Source organism: Rhizobium leguminosarum (assembly GCF_010668065.1).
GTDB lineage: Bacteria > Pseudomonadota > Alphaproteobacteria > Rhizobiales > Rhizobiaceae > Rhizobium > Rhizobium leguminosarum_S.
Map to the genome: position 1 here is coordinate 82502 of NZ_WUEN01000009.1, position 14778 is coordinate 97279.

18 protein-coding genes and 1 pseudogene are annotated in these 14778 nt (G+C 61.1%); 3 read left to right on the forward strand and 16 right to left on the reverse strand.

All coding sequences use genetic code 11. The features are described from left to right. Nucleotides 1–2: 2 nt before the first annotated feature. The 6 genes from GR198_RS23090 to GR198_RS23115 form a co-directional block, all read right to left on the reverse strand. Nucleotides 3–1043 (reverse strand): LLM class flavin-dependent oxidoreductase, encoded by a 1041-nt coding sequence (locus GR198_RS23090; protein ID WP_029873493.1) that lies wholly within the window; start codon nt 1041–1043, stop codon nt 3–5. After that, a complete protein-coding gene (locus GR198_RS23095; protein ID WP_029873494.1) occupies nt 1040–1975 on the reverse strand; it encodes a flavin reductase family protein in 936 nt (311 codons plus the stop codon). Before GR198_RS23095 ends, GR198_RS23090 begins: the two co-directional genes overlap by 4 nt. Next, on the reverse strand, nt 1972–2817 hold the full coding sequence (locus tag GR198_RS23100) for an alpha/beta fold hydrolase (protein ID WP_029873495.1): 846 nt from the start codon (nt 2815–2817) through the stop codon (nt 1972–1974). The genes GR198_RS23095 and GR198_RS23100 overlap by 4 nt, the downstream gene beginning before the upstream one ends. Nucleotides 2818–2830: 13 nt before the next feature. Continuing rightward, nucleotides 2831–3433, reverse strand: coding sequence for an amino acid synthesis family protein (locus GR198_RS23105; protein WP_003538313.1), 603 nt, complete (start codon nt 3431–3433; stop codon nt 2831–2833). A 413-nt stretch (nt 3434–3846) separates the two neighbouring features. Beyond that, nucleotides 3847–4539 (reverse strand): GntR family transcriptional regulator, encoded by a 693-nt coding sequence (locus GR198_RS23110; RefSeq protein WP_029873496.1) that lies wholly within the window; start codon nt 4537–4539, stop codon nt 3847–3849. A gap of 188 nt (nt 4540–4727) precedes the next feature. After that, nucleotides 4728–6089, reverse strand: coding sequence for an FAD/NAD(P)-binding protein (locus tag GR198_RS23115; protein ID WP_029873497.1), 1362 nt, complete (start codon nt 6087–6089; stop codon nt 4728–4730). A gap of 217 nt (nt 6090–6306) precedes the next feature. On the opposite strand from GR198_RS23115, the gene tauA reads away from it, so the two are divergent. Genes tauA through GR198_RS23130 form a run of 3 tightly spaced genes read left to right on the forward strand, consistent with a single transcriptional unit; the run spans nt 6307 to nt 9016 of the window. Then, complete coding sequence (tauA, locus tag GR198_RS23120; RefSeq protein WP_029873498.1) at nt 6307–7320, forward strand: taurine ABC transporter substrate-binding protein; 1014 nt, start codon at nt 6307–6309, stop codon at nt 7318–7320. Nucleotides 7321–7376: 56 nt separating this feature from the next. Beyond that, a complete protein-coding gene (locus GR198_RS23125) occupies nt 7377–8165 on the forward strand; it encodes a taurine ABC transporter ATP-binding protein (RefSeq protein WP_029873499.1) in 789 nt (262 codons plus the stop codon). Next, a complete protein-coding gene (locus tag GR198_RS23130) occupies nt 8162–9016 on the forward strand; it encodes an ABC transporter permease subunit (RefSeq protein ID WP_164069633.1) in 855 nt (284 codons plus the stop codon). Before GR198_RS23125 ends, GR198_RS23130 begins: the two co-directional genes overlap by 4 nt. Before the next feature lie 24 nt (nt 9017–9040). On the opposite strand, the gene GR198_RS23135 is transcribed toward GR198_RS23130, so the two are convergent. The 10 genes and pseudogenes from GR198_RS23135 to GR198_RS23170 all read right to left on the reverse strand — a co-directional run bounded on the left by GR198_RS23135 (nt 9041) and on the right by GR198_RS23170 (nt 14735). Next, the gene (locus GR198_RS23135) at nt 9041–9808 is read right to left on the reverse strand and encodes a gamma-glutamylcyclotransferase (RefSeq protein WP_164069634.1); all 768 of its coding nucleotides are present in this window, start codon (nt 9806–9808) and stop codon (nt 9041–9043) included. A 3-nt stretch (nt 9809–9811) separates the two neighbouring features. Further along, entirely contained in the window at nt 9812–10120 is a 309-nt protein-coding gene (locus GR198_RS23140) for a hypothetical protein (RefSeq protein ID WP_029873502.1), read from the reverse strand. Nucleotides 10121–10131: 11 nt separating this feature from the next. After that, on the reverse strand, nt 10132–10713 hold the full coding sequence (locus GR198_RS23145; protein WP_029873503.1) for an RBBP9/YdeN family alpha/beta hydrolase: 582 nt from the start codon (nt 10711–10713) through the stop codon (nt 10132–10134). A gap of 70 nt (nt 10714–10783) precedes the next feature. Then, a complete protein-coding gene (locus tag GR198_RS35495) occupies nt 10784–10933 on the reverse strand; it encodes a hypothetical protein (RefSeq protein ID WP_172643822.1) in 150 nt (49 codons plus the stop codon). A gap of 13 nt (nt 10934–10946) precedes the next feature. Next, nucleotides 10947–11123, reverse strand: a complete 177-nt coding sequence (locus GR198_RS35500) for a hypothetical protein (RefSeq protein ID WP_003555675.1) — start codon at nt 11121–11123, stop codon at nt 10947–10949. Between the two features lie 33 nt (nt 11124–11156). Further along, nucleotides 11157–11353: pseudogene (locus GR198_RS23150) on the reverse strand (hypothetical protein). Nucleotides 11354–11364: 11 nt separating this feature from the next. After that, nucleotides 11365–11925, reverse strand: a complete 561-nt coding sequence (gene msuE, locus GR198_RS23155) for an FMN reductase (RefSeq protein WP_029873504.1) — start codon at nt 11923–11925, stop codon at nt 11365–11367. A 177-nt stretch (nt 11926–12102) separates the two neighbouring features. Continuing rightward, nucleotides 12103–12699 (reverse strand): 2-hydroxychromene-2-carboxylate isomerase, encoded by a 597-nt coding sequence (locus GR198_RS23160; protein WP_029873505.1) that lies wholly within the window; start codon nt 12697–12699, stop codon nt 12103–12105. 55 nt (nt 12700–12754) lie between these two features. Further along, nucleotides 12755–13792: an LLM class flavin-dependent oxidoreductase gene (locus GR198_RS23165; protein WP_029873506.1), complete on the reverse strand. Its 1038-nt coding sequence runs from the start codon at nt 13790–13792 to the stop codon at nt 12755–12757. A gap of 7 nt (nt 13793–13799) precedes the next feature. Further along, nucleotides 13800–14735, reverse strand: coding sequence for an ABC transporter substrate-binding protein (locus GR198_RS23170; protein ID WP_029873507.1), 936 nt, complete (start codon nt 14733–14735; stop codon nt 13800–13802). Nucleotides 14736–14778: the final 43 nt, after the last annotated feature.

Sequence of the window (14778 nt, forward strand, 5' to 3'; positions counted from 1 at the left end):
CTTTACTCCTGAAATGCCGGCATGACCTCGGTGATGAAACGCTCGAGCGACGCCTTCTTGCGCTCGAAGCTCATGCCGGTGTCGATCCAGAAGGAATATTCGTCATAGCCGAGCGCTTCATACGCCTTGAGCCGGTCGATGACGGTCTGAGCGTCGCCAACGACATTGTTGGTCCGCATGACCTGGTCCGACAGCATCGCGTTTGCTTGGATCTGTTCGTCCGGGATCCGCTCGATCAGACCCTGGGTAATCGGCTTCTCATTCTTGAACCAGGCGAAGAAGTAATTGTAGTAGACGCTGAGCTCATGGGCGGCCTGGGCGACATCGTCTTCTGACGAGCCGACATAGGTATGGCGCAGCAACATGATCTTGGGCCGCTCGATCTCGGGATGTTTGGCGCAGGCGTCGTTGAAGCGCTCCATCAACGACTGAACCTCGTCGTCGCCCTGCCAGAGCGGCGTGACCTGAACGTTGCAGCCGTTGGCGACGGCAAATTCGTGCGAGTTCGGATCGCGCGCGGCCACCCAGATGGGTGGGTTCGGCTGCTGCATCGGTTTCGGCGCCGAGGTGGTGGAAGGGAATTTGAAGAATTCCCCGTCATGGGCGTAGTCGCCGGCCCATATGCCCTTGACCGCCGGGATGAGCTCGCGCATGCGCTGGCCGGCACCCCAGGCATCGAGGCCGGGCAGCAGACGTTCATATTCAAAGGAATAAGCCCCACGCGCGATACCGATATCCAGCCTTCCGTCGCAGATGATGTCGGCCATGGCGGCCTCGCCGGCGAGTTTGATCGGATGCCAGAAGGGTGCAATCACCGTTCCCGTCCCAAGCCGTGCCCGCGATGTGCGCCGCGCCAGATCGGCAATGGTCACGAACGGGTTGGGCGCAATGGTGAAATCCATGCCATGGTGCTCACCCGTCCAGATCGCGTGCATCCCGCCCTTGTCGGCGATCTCGCAAAGCGCGACGAATTCCTCGTAGAGGCTCTTATGGCTTTGGCTGGCGTCGAGCCGCTCCATATGGACGAAGAGGGAGAACTTCATGCTTTTGCGTCCTTGGCTGGAATTGGGTGAACAGTGCCGCCGGTCTCGTCGCCGAAATAGACGCCGAAATTGCCGATCGAACTTTCCATCGCAAAACGGCTGACGATATCGGCTGTCGAACTGGTCTTGAACTTTGCCGCAACCAATGCGTCAGGCTTCAGGAACCTGCCGCCGGCAGGCTCGCCCTCTCCGGCAACGGCGTGATAGACAATGTGCTGCTTGCCGTCGCTCTTGCCCTCATAAACCGAATAGAGAAAGCCGATGCTGACCTTCAGCCCGGTGAGTGTTTCCAGGTATTTTTGCAGTGCCTCGGTCGGGCTGCCGTCATGGGCGTCGACGCTGGGCAGGGAGAGCACATCCTCGCCGAGCAGCAGAACTTCCCCGCGACGTTCGACGACGGCTGCAAGTTCCATATTGCCTTCGCTTGCCGCGGACACCGCCTTGCTTGCCAGCGTCGGCGTGAAGTAACCGCCACGCGCATAGCCGAGACCGTTGCGGCCGCTATTGTCGAAAGCTTCGATGCGACCCATCAAGATGACGTGGTCGCCAGCCTCGATGACCTCTTCCATGGCGCATTCGAACCAGGCCGCCACGTTCGAGAATATCGGGCAGCCTGCCGATCCCCTCGCCCACTCGACCGCCGCAAATCTATCCTCGACCGGTCGCGCAAAGGTGTTCGACACGTCTTTCTGCGTTTCCGAAAGCACGTTGATCGCAAAATGCTGCGCTCCGGTCATGATGGCGAAATTGCGCGACGTCTTGGCAAGGCAGACGAGGAGCAAAGGCGGATTGAGCGAGACCGAGGTGAAGGAGTTCGCCGTGAAGCCGATCGGATGTCCATCCCCGTCGCAGGCGGTGACGACAGTCACCCCGGTCGGAAAAGCCCCGAATGCATCTCGCAGTGCTCTTGGGTCGACAGTCTGGATTGTCATCGTTCATCCTCCCCGAACGATAGCCACTCAGCGAGCAGCGAATTGACGATATCAGGCGCGGTCAGGTTCACCATATGACGATGCCCTTCGACGATGCGGGCGTAGCCCCGCGGCGCAAGCTCTGCCATTTGCGTCGCCATCAAGGGCGTCGAGTTCGGATCATCGGACCCCGTCAGAAACAGGGCCGGACCAGCTACGTCTTTCCAGCCGTCAGCATAGGTCTCGTCTCCTCCCGCGAAAGCGGCGTAAGCGACGGCATATCCTTGGGGATCGACGAGGTTCAGCCACTTTCGCGTCAATTCACGCGCAGTGACGCTGTCCGCATCATCGCCGAACCAGCGGGCGAGAGGACCTTCCTTGTCGACGCCGGATACGGGAATGGCCGCAGCGCGCGAAAGCACGGCGGCCTTTGCTTCAGGGTCACGCCTGTAGACGCCGTTGAGGTAGGCGACGCGGCTGATCCGCTCGCCAAAGGTCGCGGCCGCCCCTCCTGAAACCAGTGCGCCCATCGAGTGCCCGGCAACATTTGCCGTGTCGATTGCCATCTCGTCGAGAAAGCCTCCGAACCAGGTGACGAACTCCTCGAGCCGGCTGCCCGCCGGCAGCTTTGCGCTCTCCCCATGTCCCGGCATGTCGACGGCGATGACGCGATGGCCTGCAGACAGGAATGCGATCTGCGGAGCCCAGGCCTCGAGCCGCATGCCGACGCCATGAATGAGAACCAGCGGCTCGCCGCTGCCGGCCTCATGATAGGCCGTTCCGCTTGCCGTCTTCTTTCGGGGCAAGGCACCGGCGGCGTATGTTGCTGCAGCGGTGCGTGTCATCGATCCGGCTGTCAGCATCTCGAGCGCTCCTTCAAACGCCCGCAGGATTGGCAACGTCCTGCCCCAGGTCTTTCAGATCCTGGTAGCGGTCGCCGATGCGGTGATGCGGGCGCCCGCCTATCGAAGCACCGAGAGCCACGACGATCTCGTCGGCAGCAGGCGCGTCGGGGATCGACGTCTGGATGGTCAGATAGTGCGAACGGCGGCCTTCATCGTTCTTGTCCATCAGCGGGATCATGATCGGTGCATTGGCCGGACCGCGTGTGTTGCAGAAGGCGAGATAGGACTTGGCGCCGACGGCCTGGCGATAAAAGTTGCCGAAACGCAGCGTGTGGATGAGCGCGGACCCGTGTTCGATCTCGCCGTCCAGGCCGACGACAGCGGACTTTCCATAGCCTTCGACAGCCTCGCCGGACCCGACCGCATCGATGATCATCTTGGTCAGCAACTCGCCGAGCACCGGAGCGCCTGCGTGAATTTCGGGCTTGAGGTCGTCGACGAAGCCACGACCGGCCCAGGGATTCTTCACGACAGCAAAGGCGGTAAACAGCTTCAGCGGAACCGCCGCGGCCTTGCCGCCTTCGATCAGCGTCGTTTCGATCTGCAGTCCCGTCTTGCGAATTTGAATGGCCATCGAGCACCTCATTTCTCAATATCGTATTATGGTATACCATAATATATGAGTGTCAAGTTGGTTCCCGCGAGGACGCAGTTCAGGCCGAGGCGGAGTTTTTCAATTTGGCGCGCGCGCATCTCGACCCACCGGACAGCGCTTTCTTCCCGTCAGCGCGTTGTCAGCTGACAAACGACATGGCGGCGTCCCGCGGAGGCCGGCCGAGTCCAGAAGTCACGGTCGTCCCAGTTCATGGTACCGCCTTATATATTATTTAATATGGCATACCATCACATTGGACAAAGTTGGGTGTCAAGCGCGGAGTATGGATTCCGCTGAATTGCGCGGAACATCATCGCAAATGGAGTGATATCGACAGCTGAGATGTGCGCTTTGCCAGGGCCTGCAGAGAAGCGGCAGGAGGCCGCTCGTGCCTATTCGGCAGGTTTCTTGGCGGACAGCACCGCTTCGGCGATCGCGCTTGCGGCGGCGACGTGATCCAGCGCAGCCCGGTAAGCCCCCTCGCCGTCGCCGCGGCGGATGGCGTCGACGATCTTCGACATTTGCAGCGGCCCTTCGATGCCGCGCCTCTCCGTCTTGATCGTCATCGAGCGCAGGTGGTTAATGCGCACGGTCAGGAGATTGACGACACCCCAGGCAACGTTCCTGTCCACCATCGTGAACAGCGTGTGATAGAAGGAAGAGGTGTTCGTCAGCACAGCCGCCATGTCGTTGTCGCGGTAACTGTTGCGGATCCCGGCCAGAGATTCCTCCAGCGCGGCGACGATCTCCGGGCTGCGGCGCTCCGCGCATAGCCGCGCCGCCATGCCTTCCAGCGCGCCGCGGATTTCATAGATCTGCTTGGCTTCCTCGATGTCGAGCTGCGCGACGATCGGCCCCTTGTTCGGCAGATTGGCGACAAGCCCTTCCGATTCCAAATGCCTCAGAACCTCGCGCACGACTGTTCGGCTGACGCCGAGCTGGGCGCAGAGGTCACGCTCGACAAGGCGAGCTCCGGGACGGAAATATCCATTGACGATGGCCTCGCGGACCTTGTCGAGCGCTAATTCCCGCAAGGTCTTTGCAGGACGCTCGACTCGAATTGCGTCCTTCAGAGCACCGCTCATTCTCTACCTCAGTGTTGGACTTTGCACGCTCAACTTCCGCCGCGGCAGCCGAATGCAAGAATCGTATTATGGCGTACCAGATACTGTAGCTGTCGGCGCCCGGCAATTCAACAAGCGCCGTACCGAGCTATAGCGCCGCCCGTCTTTTCAGACGCGCAAAGGACGTTCTGCTGCCTGCACGTCGGGAGCTAACCTCTTAAAACGATCTCCTCGACCACGGCCTTGGCCTGCACCCGGATATCTGGAACGGCCGTGATCTCCCAGAATTGCCCCGCCGTCAGGGCGCCGACCGCAAACAGTCGGGCAGGTGAGATCCGGGACGGGGCTATCACCTCGGAAGCGGCATCCACCTGGATCCCGAGCCCAAGAGGATCGGGGACGATCAACTCAAAGCGGTTCATTTCCTTCAAAAGCGGTGAATGACTGATCCCGGCCCGCTCCATTCCCGTGCAGTTGACGAGCCAGTCCGCCCGGATCTCGGCGATCTCGCGCGCCGCTCTGACCCTGTAGCCGGCAACGAGCCGGCCTTCCTCGGCCCCGAGCGATTTCAGGAAGCCCGCGTGGAAACGAACGGTTCCGTCTAAGACCAGTTTCTCAAACCTTTCGAACACGTCAGGCGCGACCCGGTGACGGTGGATGTTCCACCAGGGAAGCGCATGCCTGAGGAATCGTGCCCGCTCCTCGCTCGAAAGCCGTTGCCAGAGAGCCTGCGTTGCAGGCCTCAGACCGTCCATCACGGCTCGCCAATCGGCAACCGTCCTGCTCTTCCCCCGTAGGGTCTTCAATATGCCGCTGATCGTCTCCGGAAGCGCCTGCACGTCGATCGGCAGAGGCACTGGCGGCTTCCGCGCATGTCCGAGCGGTGCGAGCCCGCGCCGCGAAAGCACATCGATCCTGCCGCGGTGGCCATGGGCGCGAAGCGCGAGGACCTGATCGATCATTGTCAGGCCGGATCCGAGGATACACACCGCATCGGATGGTGCGACACGCCTCAGCCACGAAAGCCGCCACGGGTTCTCGATGATCCGCGATCGCAACGACGCCGGGACCCCGTCCGGAGCGACCGGAAGGGTCGCGTTCCCGACGCCGAGGCAGAGCACCACGTTCCTGCCGGCAATCTCGTCGCCATTGCCGAGATGGAAGGCCAGCGTGCTGCTGTAACGTTCCACGCATCCCGCCGCCTTGGCCTTGATGAAATCGACCCGGCAACGGCCGTCCCGTTTTCGAAGCAGCCGCGCAAGCGTATCGCGGACATAAAGTCCGTAATCGCTGCGCGAGGCGAAATCGCCGGCCTGCAACGGGCGTCCATGGCTTTTCAGCCAGTCGACAAAGTCGTCGGGTTGATGCGGCAACAGGCTCATGCGGCCGGCGGGAACATTGAGGCGATGGAGATAGAGTTCCGTTCGGTAGGCCGTCCCGCGGCCGAAGCCAGGATCGTCGCCGACGACGGCGACCTTCGCCGAAGCGGGAAGCTGCTCGATGAGATTGCAGGTAACCGCTATCGCCGAAAAACCGGAACCGACCACGATAACATCATACGTCAATTGCATTCTCCCTGAAGCTCAGAACGTCACCGAGACATTTCGTCATTCAAGCTCGGTGTCGCTCGCCTGTCCTTGCGGATCGCACGAGCGGCAGAATCACGAAAACAATTATCTCTATAGTCTATAAATATAGTTTGTTATTTCTCCCGCTAGCCCCTCCCCAACGATTACGCTTTTGAGGGTGAGATCAAGGGCCGTGCGGCCCTGAACAAAGGGGCTCAAGATGAATTTCAGGAATTTGGTTGCCGCAATCGCCGTCGGCGTCGGCACTCTAACAGCGGCTGTTGTCGCTGAAGCGGCGGACAAGAAAGTCGTCGTCGCCTATCAAACCGATGCTTTGCCGTCTTCCGTGGCGATCGCCAATGGCGAATTCTCCAAGGAGACGGGATATGACGTCGACTTCCGCAGGTTCAATTCGGGCGCCGAAATCTTTGCGGCCATTGCCTCCGGCGATGTCCAGGTGGGCTATGTCGGCTCCAGCCCGTTTGCGGCTGCAGTATCACGCGGGCTCGAGGTCAAGGCCTTTTACCTCGCCTCCATCTCGGGCATCGACGAGGCTCTCGTCGTCCGTAACGGCTCCGGTATCGAAAGCCTGAATGATCTGAAGGGTAAGAAGCTTGCGGCCGCGCCGGTATCCACGGACCACTATCAACTCCTGGCGCTCATCAAATCGCTGGGCCTGACCGAAAAAGACGTTCAGGTCTTCGCAATCCCTCAGCCCGAGATCGTCGCCAGCTATAATCGCGGCGACATCGATGGCGGCTTCGTCTGGGATCCGGCGCTCACCGAACTGAAAAAGAACGGGAAGGTCCTGGTGACCTCCAAAGAGGTGGCAGACAAGGGTGCGCCGACATTCTCCGCCTGGGTCGCGACCTCGACGTTTGCCGCCGACAACCCGGACTTTCTGAAGGGTTTCGCTTCGGTCATCAACAAATACTACGCATCCTTCGCATCGGACAAATCCGCCTGGGGTCCCGACAGCGACAACGCCAAGTCGCTTGCCAAGCTTCTCGGCGGAACGGCCGATCAGCAGGCCTCGGCCCTGGAGAACCTCACGCTTCTGACACCTGAGGTCCAGGCATCGGATGCATGGCTCGGCGGCGGCGAAAAGGCGGGTGCCGGCAAGATCCTCAAGGACACGGCATCGTTTCTGAAGGAGCAGGGCAAGGTTTCCGACGTGCTGGCGAATTACGGCGCCTTCGTCACCGCAGATGCCCTCACCGGCGTCAGCAACTGATCCTCCCCGACACCGGCGCGGCTTGCCGCGCCGGTGTCTAACGTGCGAGCGGCAATATGCTTAAAGTCGATCACGCCAGCGTTTACTTCGCAGCCCGCGACGGGCGGACCGTTCACGCGCTCGATCGCGTTTCCTTCGATATTCCCGAACGGAGCTTCGTCGTCGCGCTCGGCGCGTCGGGATGCGGCAAATCAACCCTCCTCAACGCGATTGCCGGTTTCCTTCCGCTTTCGGACGGCCGGATCACGCTCGATGGCCGCGCGGTCGAACAACCCGGCGCGGACCGCGGCGTCGTTTTTCAGAAAGACTCGCTGCTACCCTGGAAATCGGTGGTCGACAATGTCGCCCTCGGTTTGAAATTCGCCGGGGTCAAGCGCAAGGAGCGCGAAGCACGCGCCCTGGAGCTGCTCCGGCTTGTCGGTCTCGACGAATTCGCCGGCGCTTTTCCCTACGAGCTGTCGGGCGGCATGCGCCAGCGTGTCGGCATCGCACGCGCTCTGGCGACAAATCCCGACATCCTGCTGATGGACGAGCCGTTCGGCGCGCTCGACAGCTTGACGCGCGAGCAGATGCAGGAACTGCTGGTTTCCATCTGGGATAAGACGGCAAAGAAGGTCTTCTTCATCACGCACTCTATTGAAGAGGCCTTGTTCCTGGGCACGCAGGTCCTGGTCATGTCACCTCGACCGGGGCGCGTCGTTGCACGCTTCGATCTGGATTTCGTTCGCCGCTTCGCAGAAACCGGCGACGCCCGATCGATCAAGGCGTCACCGCAATTTGCCGAGCTGCGCGAGGAGATCCGCGCCATTCTCCACAGCACCGAAGACCTCAGGAGCGCCGCATGAGGGATATAGTGCAGGCCCCGCCGATTGCGGCGGATAGAGAGGACCATCAGGTCAAGCTGGTGAAAATGGCGGGCTTTGGAGCCGGCGAGAAATCGACGGTGGCCATCAGCATTGCGACAGCGCTGGCCATACTGCTGCTGTGGTGGGTCGTCTCCGCGCTCGGTGTCGTTCCACACCTGTTTCTGCCGCGTCCTGACGAGGTGCTGACACAGATCGGCGCCATCTATCGCGACGGTTACGCAGGAGCGTCGCTGTCCGAGCATGTTTTTGCAAGCCTGTTCCGCATCGTGGTCGCCGCCCTCATCGCCGTCTCCGCCGGCATCCCTCTCGGATTGCTCATGGGCCTGAATCGCTGGGCAAAAGGGGTGCTCGACGCGCCGATCGAGTTTTACTGGCCGCTTCCGCCGCTCTCCTACCTGCCGCTGATGATCATCTGGCTCGGCATCGGCGAGACGTCGAAGATCACGCTGCTGGTGCTTGCGATGTTCGCACCGATCTGCCTCTCGGCCCAGGCCGGCGTCCGTGCGCTGCCGATCGAGCGCGTCAATGCCGCGCGTTCGCTGGGCGCGAGCCGGCTGCAGCTCTTCCTGGACATCGTCCTGCCGTCGGCCCTGCCCGAGATTCTCACCGGCATTCGAATTGCGCTCGGTGTCGGCTGGGGTACGCTGGTTGCGGCTGAATTGATCGCCTCCACGCGCGGGATTGGTTTCATGATCATGTCGGCTTCACAGTTCCTGGCGACCGACGTCGTCTTCGTCGGTATCGGCATCATCGCGATCTGCGCGTTCACCTTCTCGGCCGCCATCCGGTTTCTGGAGGCGTACCTCGTGCCCTGGAAGGGCAAGCTCTGACCGGAGGGCGGCAGGGAGCGATATTCAATGGTTTCCCGCCGCCGCGTTCAGCCCGTGTATGGCGACGAGCTCGGCTGCGACCAGCTTCTGAAGCCGCCATAAATTGCGGTCCCGGATGCCACGTTCTTCCAGATGTTTCACCGTCAGATACAGATATTCGGCGCAGGAACCCATGTGGCCGCAGGCTCTCGCAAGCACCTGCGCCACCGTCTCCAGCGGCAATTTTCGGGAAACGCGCTCGCCCTTCGGGCCAGCCCAAAAGACCAGCGCGCGCACGAGCCCGTGTGCGGTCGCGACAGGGATCCAACGAACCGTCGCAGCGTCTTCGATCGTGCCGACTTCACGGCGGATCAACCGCCGAATCTGACCAAGGCGATCATCATCGGCAAGCCTGAAGACGATGCCGTTGCAACGTCCACCGCGGTCAAGTGCCATCATCAGACCCGGCTGGGCCCGGGTTCCCCGCCAGCGGGTCATCTGCAGGCAGAAGGAGCGATGCCAGCCTCTTGTTGCGCCATGCTGCGATTCGACGGCGTCGAAGTCCGGCTTCCATATCAATGATCCATAGGCGAAGATCCAAAGCGGCGCGCCGGTAGACTCATGGAGAAGCCGGTTGGCGAGCATCTCCACCTCGGCTTCGGTCAGCGGTTTTCGATGTGGCTCGGGGCCGACATCGATCGCGGGGCGAAGGCTCAGCGATACGAGTTTGTCCGTCAGAGCCATTGTTGATCCGGTCATCAAAAGTTTGCTTCCGTGGACCGCCGACTGATTGTGCTCCCGAATCTCCGCCATGCGTCAGTGCACCGTAAATCTGGCCGCATCGGCCTGGCGCCGCTGCAGGCTGCGTATCAGCATCGCGGCCTCCCTGACGATTGCCGAAAACGTCGCATCATCGGCCTCGGCGATCCTTCCCGTCATCTCGCGGATGATCGTCGTCAAATGAATGATGGAATGGCGATGCTGCGGATCTTCCGATCCCATTTCGGTAGCTGCCATGGCGAGCAGCGTCTGCACCAGCCGCTCCATAGTTTGGCGGCGCCTGGTCCTCGGGTCGGCATTCGGATCTTCGCTAAGGCGCAGCAGGTCGGCGACAATGTCGGACATTGCGATTCCACTCACATAGCAAAAGCCGGCGGCATGGAAACGACATGCCTTCGACCGCGCGTTTGCGTCTTCAAGCCCTCCAGCAATCGGTAGCCGTTGCGCCAGCGGCCAAAGCCGCTGGCGACATTGATGTGCCCGGCAAGGCCGATATTCCTGGTCTCGGCGTTCCACAAGCGGCCGAACAGGGTCAGCCGATCGACCGTCATGTAGGCATCGTTCATGCTGCCGACGACGATGCTCGGAAAAGGCAAAGGCGCCGTCGGCATGGCGCCAAACGAGATATGCCCGGGATGCAGGTTTTCCGTGGCCGGCAGATCGCATGGAGCAACGAGCAATGCTCCCTTGACGCGCCGCGCTGCACTTCGCCCGGCCAAGCGGGCGGCAAGCAGGCATCCGAGACTATGGGCAACCAGATAGGCCTCGCCGGCCTCTTCAAGCGCGCCTTCCAATCGCAGCAGCCAGTTGTCAAGGTTCGGATGATCCCAGTCGTCCTGAGCGACGCAACGACTGCCAGGCTGATCCTGCAGCCAGTGCTGTTGCCAATGCCCTTCTCCCGAGCCGAAAAGCCCGGGAACAATAAGTACATCGATCATCTGACGGCATCCTCTCTGAAGCTGCGCGTCGGTCTTTTTCCCGATCGGGGCAAACATCGGACATCACTCATCAGATCCACCCGATCACCAGGGCGAACAGGAATGTAAAGGAGCTGACGATCGTGTAGATTCCGGCCGCATGCCTGAAATGCGGCATGACGCTGCCTTCCGCTCTTCTCGCACCGTGCCGACGCAGGTCGGTCTCAACGACAATCGCCATCACACAATTCTCCTCAATACCAAAGGCCGGGCATCGCGCCCCAATAGTGGAGTTCGTATTCGCGGGCGGACCGGTCGCGCTCGTCGTCCCGCGCACGCAATCCGTTTACAGGCTCGTGCGCAGCCGGCGTCTTCGGCTCTAGCAGCCGGCCAATCGTGAGTCTTAGCCAGAAGTGGAAATCAAGCTTCATGCGAACCTCCTGTCAGGAACCGGTATTCTTCGGTTAGGAAATCAGCGAATGACGTTGTGCTTGGCTAGAAGAACGTGAAGCGATGCCCTCGGTCCATAGAGCATCAGCAGGCGGTTCTCCTCGCGTTTGGCGAGACGATAGCGCCGGGCGAATTCGAAGACGCTCCACAATTTCTCGCTTGGCCCAGGCCTTTCCACATCGGTGATCGTTGCTTCCTGAGATCGAGTCATGGTGACGATCCTTACTCGGCTGCCGCCAGGGCCGGGTTTGCGCCCGGAAAGAAGGCCGCCAATTCGCCGATCACTTCGTTGATGCGGGCCAAAAGCGCGTCGGATGAGACCGCATAGTCTGTGAAATCGCGATCGGACGCATAGACGGCAGTCGGTAAGGTGTGGGCCATGAAAAAACCAAACAACGGCCGAAGCTGATGCTCGACCATCAACGCGTGCCGGTCACCGCCGCCGGTCGCCGTGATGACGATCGGCTTGCCCCGAAGTTCGTGGGGATCGATCAGGTCGATGAGGTGCTTGAAATGGCCGGGATAAGAGCCCTTGTAGGTCGGCGAGCCGATGATCAGGGCATCAGCCTGCACGATCTCGTCGATGACATGCCTGGCCTGCGCGTCGAGATCCTTGCGCCACAAGGCGCTGCCCAGCGACAGACCGACATCATTGAGATCATAGCTCTTGCTAGTAAATCCGTAGCGAATGCTCGCACGTTCGGCGACGTGCCGGACAAGTGCCAATGTCTTCGATGGACGGTTGAAGCTGCCAGCGATGCCGACGAGTTTGAAACCTGACATGGTTTTTCCTCTCTTTGCGTTGCCTCAACTATTGTCTACAAAATTGATAGATTAAAGGAACGTGCATCTCTCCTTCTTCGCCTGGTTGAAAAAAACGTTCGCCGCTGTTCCGGCACGCATAGGCTGCAAGCCGACCACCATCGACATCTGCGACCTCGGGACGCTGCAATTCCAAGCCTAAGGCTTGTCGCCGTGAAGATGACGTTCGAGGAAGGGCAAATTGTCCTGCCCCCAATAGATCTCGCCGTCAAAGACATATGTGGGAAAGCCGAAGACGCCGCTGTCGCGCGCATGCACGCGGTCCGCCGACCATTTGTTCTGGACATCGTCATCGGCTTGTCGTCTGAGGAGTGCTGCGCCATCGAAACCTGCTGATGTCACGATCGCTTCGCGCACATCGGGCTTGCCGATATCCTTCGCCTCGCTCCAGAAGGCGTGCTGCAGGGCGCGGGCAACGCCGATCCAATCCTGTCCGTCGAGGTAAGCCGCAATCACGAAGAGGGACGCCGGCGTCGGATCGCTCAGATCCGGGCGATGTTCGAGCCGCAGTTCCTTGCCGCGCAAGCGCGCCCAGCGCTTGAGGTCCCGCGTCCAGTAGACGCGCCGGATCTCCGGGCGGTTGCGCGAAAAGATACCACCATTTTCCTCGACCACCGTCGTCAGATAGGGCGTGATGACGACGTCGTTCTTCGCCGCAAGTTCGGCGAAGGCATCGAAGCCGATATACGACCAGGGCGAGCCGATCGAAAAGAAATATTCTACCGATTTGGTCACTGATGAATGTTCCCTGTGAGGTGATTGTTCTGGCGTCGAATAGACGACGGCATTTTCAGGAAGCGGCGCGGATGTCGGATGGCGCTTTCCATCCGAGCTCCGGTGCGATCAGCGTCGCGAAGTCGTGGAGAATCTGGCGATACTGCTCGTGCTCGAACTCGTAAGGGAGCTCCAGCCTCAACTCGCTGACCTCGGGCAGGATCGGATCGGCAAAAAGCTGCGCCAATATCTCCTCCGATGTGCCGACGACATCCCGGGCGAACAAGGTCCGCCGCTCGCCCTGCGGTGAAAGCGTTCGCTCATGGCGGCCATCGGCATAATCTCGATATCGGCGGCGCGTTGCCGCATCGGCGCTGTCGAAAGGCAAGATGACGCGCCCCAGCGCGACGCGACGCTGCGTGCCGGCGGCGCGATAGGTTTCGATCAATCGCGATTGCGCCATGAAGAAATCATCCGTCCCCTCCCCTGTTATCACATTGCCGGTCAACAGGTTGAAGCCATTGCGGCCGGCCCATTCGGCCGAGCGCTGCGACCCGCCGCCATACCAGATCCGGTCGATCAGGCCCTTGGCATAAGGCTGCAGGCGTGGCCGCTGCGGGCCGAAGGGCGTCTTGATCAAGGTCTGCTCGTCGCCGAGATAAGTGCCACGCAGATTGTCGGCAAAGCGCAGCACGCGATCATGCGAGAAATCGAAACCCGTCCAATCGCCGTCGAAGACGAGCGGGGCAATCAGGTCTGCGTGCAACGGTCGTCCGGCGCTGACACCGATATTCAGCCGTCCGCGCGACAGAACATCGACGGTGGCGAGGTCTTCGGCCAGCCGGTAAGGGCTCTCGTAGCCGATCGGGATGACCGCGGTTCCAAGCTCTATCCGGCTGGTTCGCTGCGTCGCCGCCGCCAGGAAGGCGCTGGCGGAAGAGATTCCGGGCTCCAGGTGCCGCTGGCGGACCCAGGCGCTGTCGAAACCCAAATCTTCGCCATATTGCAGCTGCTCAAGCGTCTGCTCCAATCCCGATAACGGATCGCCGTCGGGATAGTTGCCGGGGGTGAGGAAGCCGATATGGCTGATGGATATGTTGCCCACTCGTGCCATCCGATGATCAGTATTTCGGCAGGCCGGGCGGGTTGGTCTCGGATGCCGGCAGGGCTTCCTCGGAAAGATGCCAGTGGTCGAGGATTTTTGCGTAGGTGCCATCCTTGATCAGGCCGTTGGTGGCGACAGTCAGCGCATCGGCCAGCCCGCTTCCCTTGCGGGTGGTGATCGCGACGTCCGAGCGATCCGGCCAGCCGGCGCTCAGCGTGCCGACGCGCTTGATATTCTTGTCTCGCGCGGCGATGAAGACGAGCTGCGCATGTGGCTGGACGATGACATCGGCCCGGCCGGACCGCAGCGCGAGAAGGCTTGCCGCCTCGTCGTCGTAATATTGCAGTTCGATCGGCTTCAGGCCCGCGGCAACATCTTCCTCGCTCCACTTCACCAAGATGCGCTCCTGGTTGGTGCCGGCCCCGACAATGATCCTGAGGCCGGCCGCATCCTTGGGCTCCTTGATCGAGGTGACCGGACTGTCGGATTTGACGAAGAAACCATGCAGGCCCTGGCGGTAGGTAGAGAAATCGAACTTCTCCTTGCGCTGCTCGGTAACCCCGACATTGGAGATGACGGCATCATACTTGCCCGAGACGAGGCCGAGCGGCCAGTCGATCCAGGCGACCGGCACGATCTCCAGCGTTAGCCCGAGGCTGTCGGCGATGGCATAGGCATAATCGGGATCTGCCCCGACCACGGTCTTGGCGTCGGTGGCGTAAGTGGCAAGCGGCGGGCCGCCGGGGCTGACGGCAATGGTGAACTTGCCTGACGTGACGAACTTGAAATCCTTGGGGATTGCGACAATCGCCGCATCGTTCCTGGCGGCGTGAAGCCGGCCCGGCTGATCTGGGCTGAGGTCGAAATCCTCGGCTGCATGAGCTGCGCCGTAGCAAAGGGCTGACGCCATGGCGGCGATCAGCAGGGTCCGAAATGCCGGAAAGGCAATCATCGTCTTTAATCTCCAAACTGTAAGGCAGGGTGGCCGGCGGCAA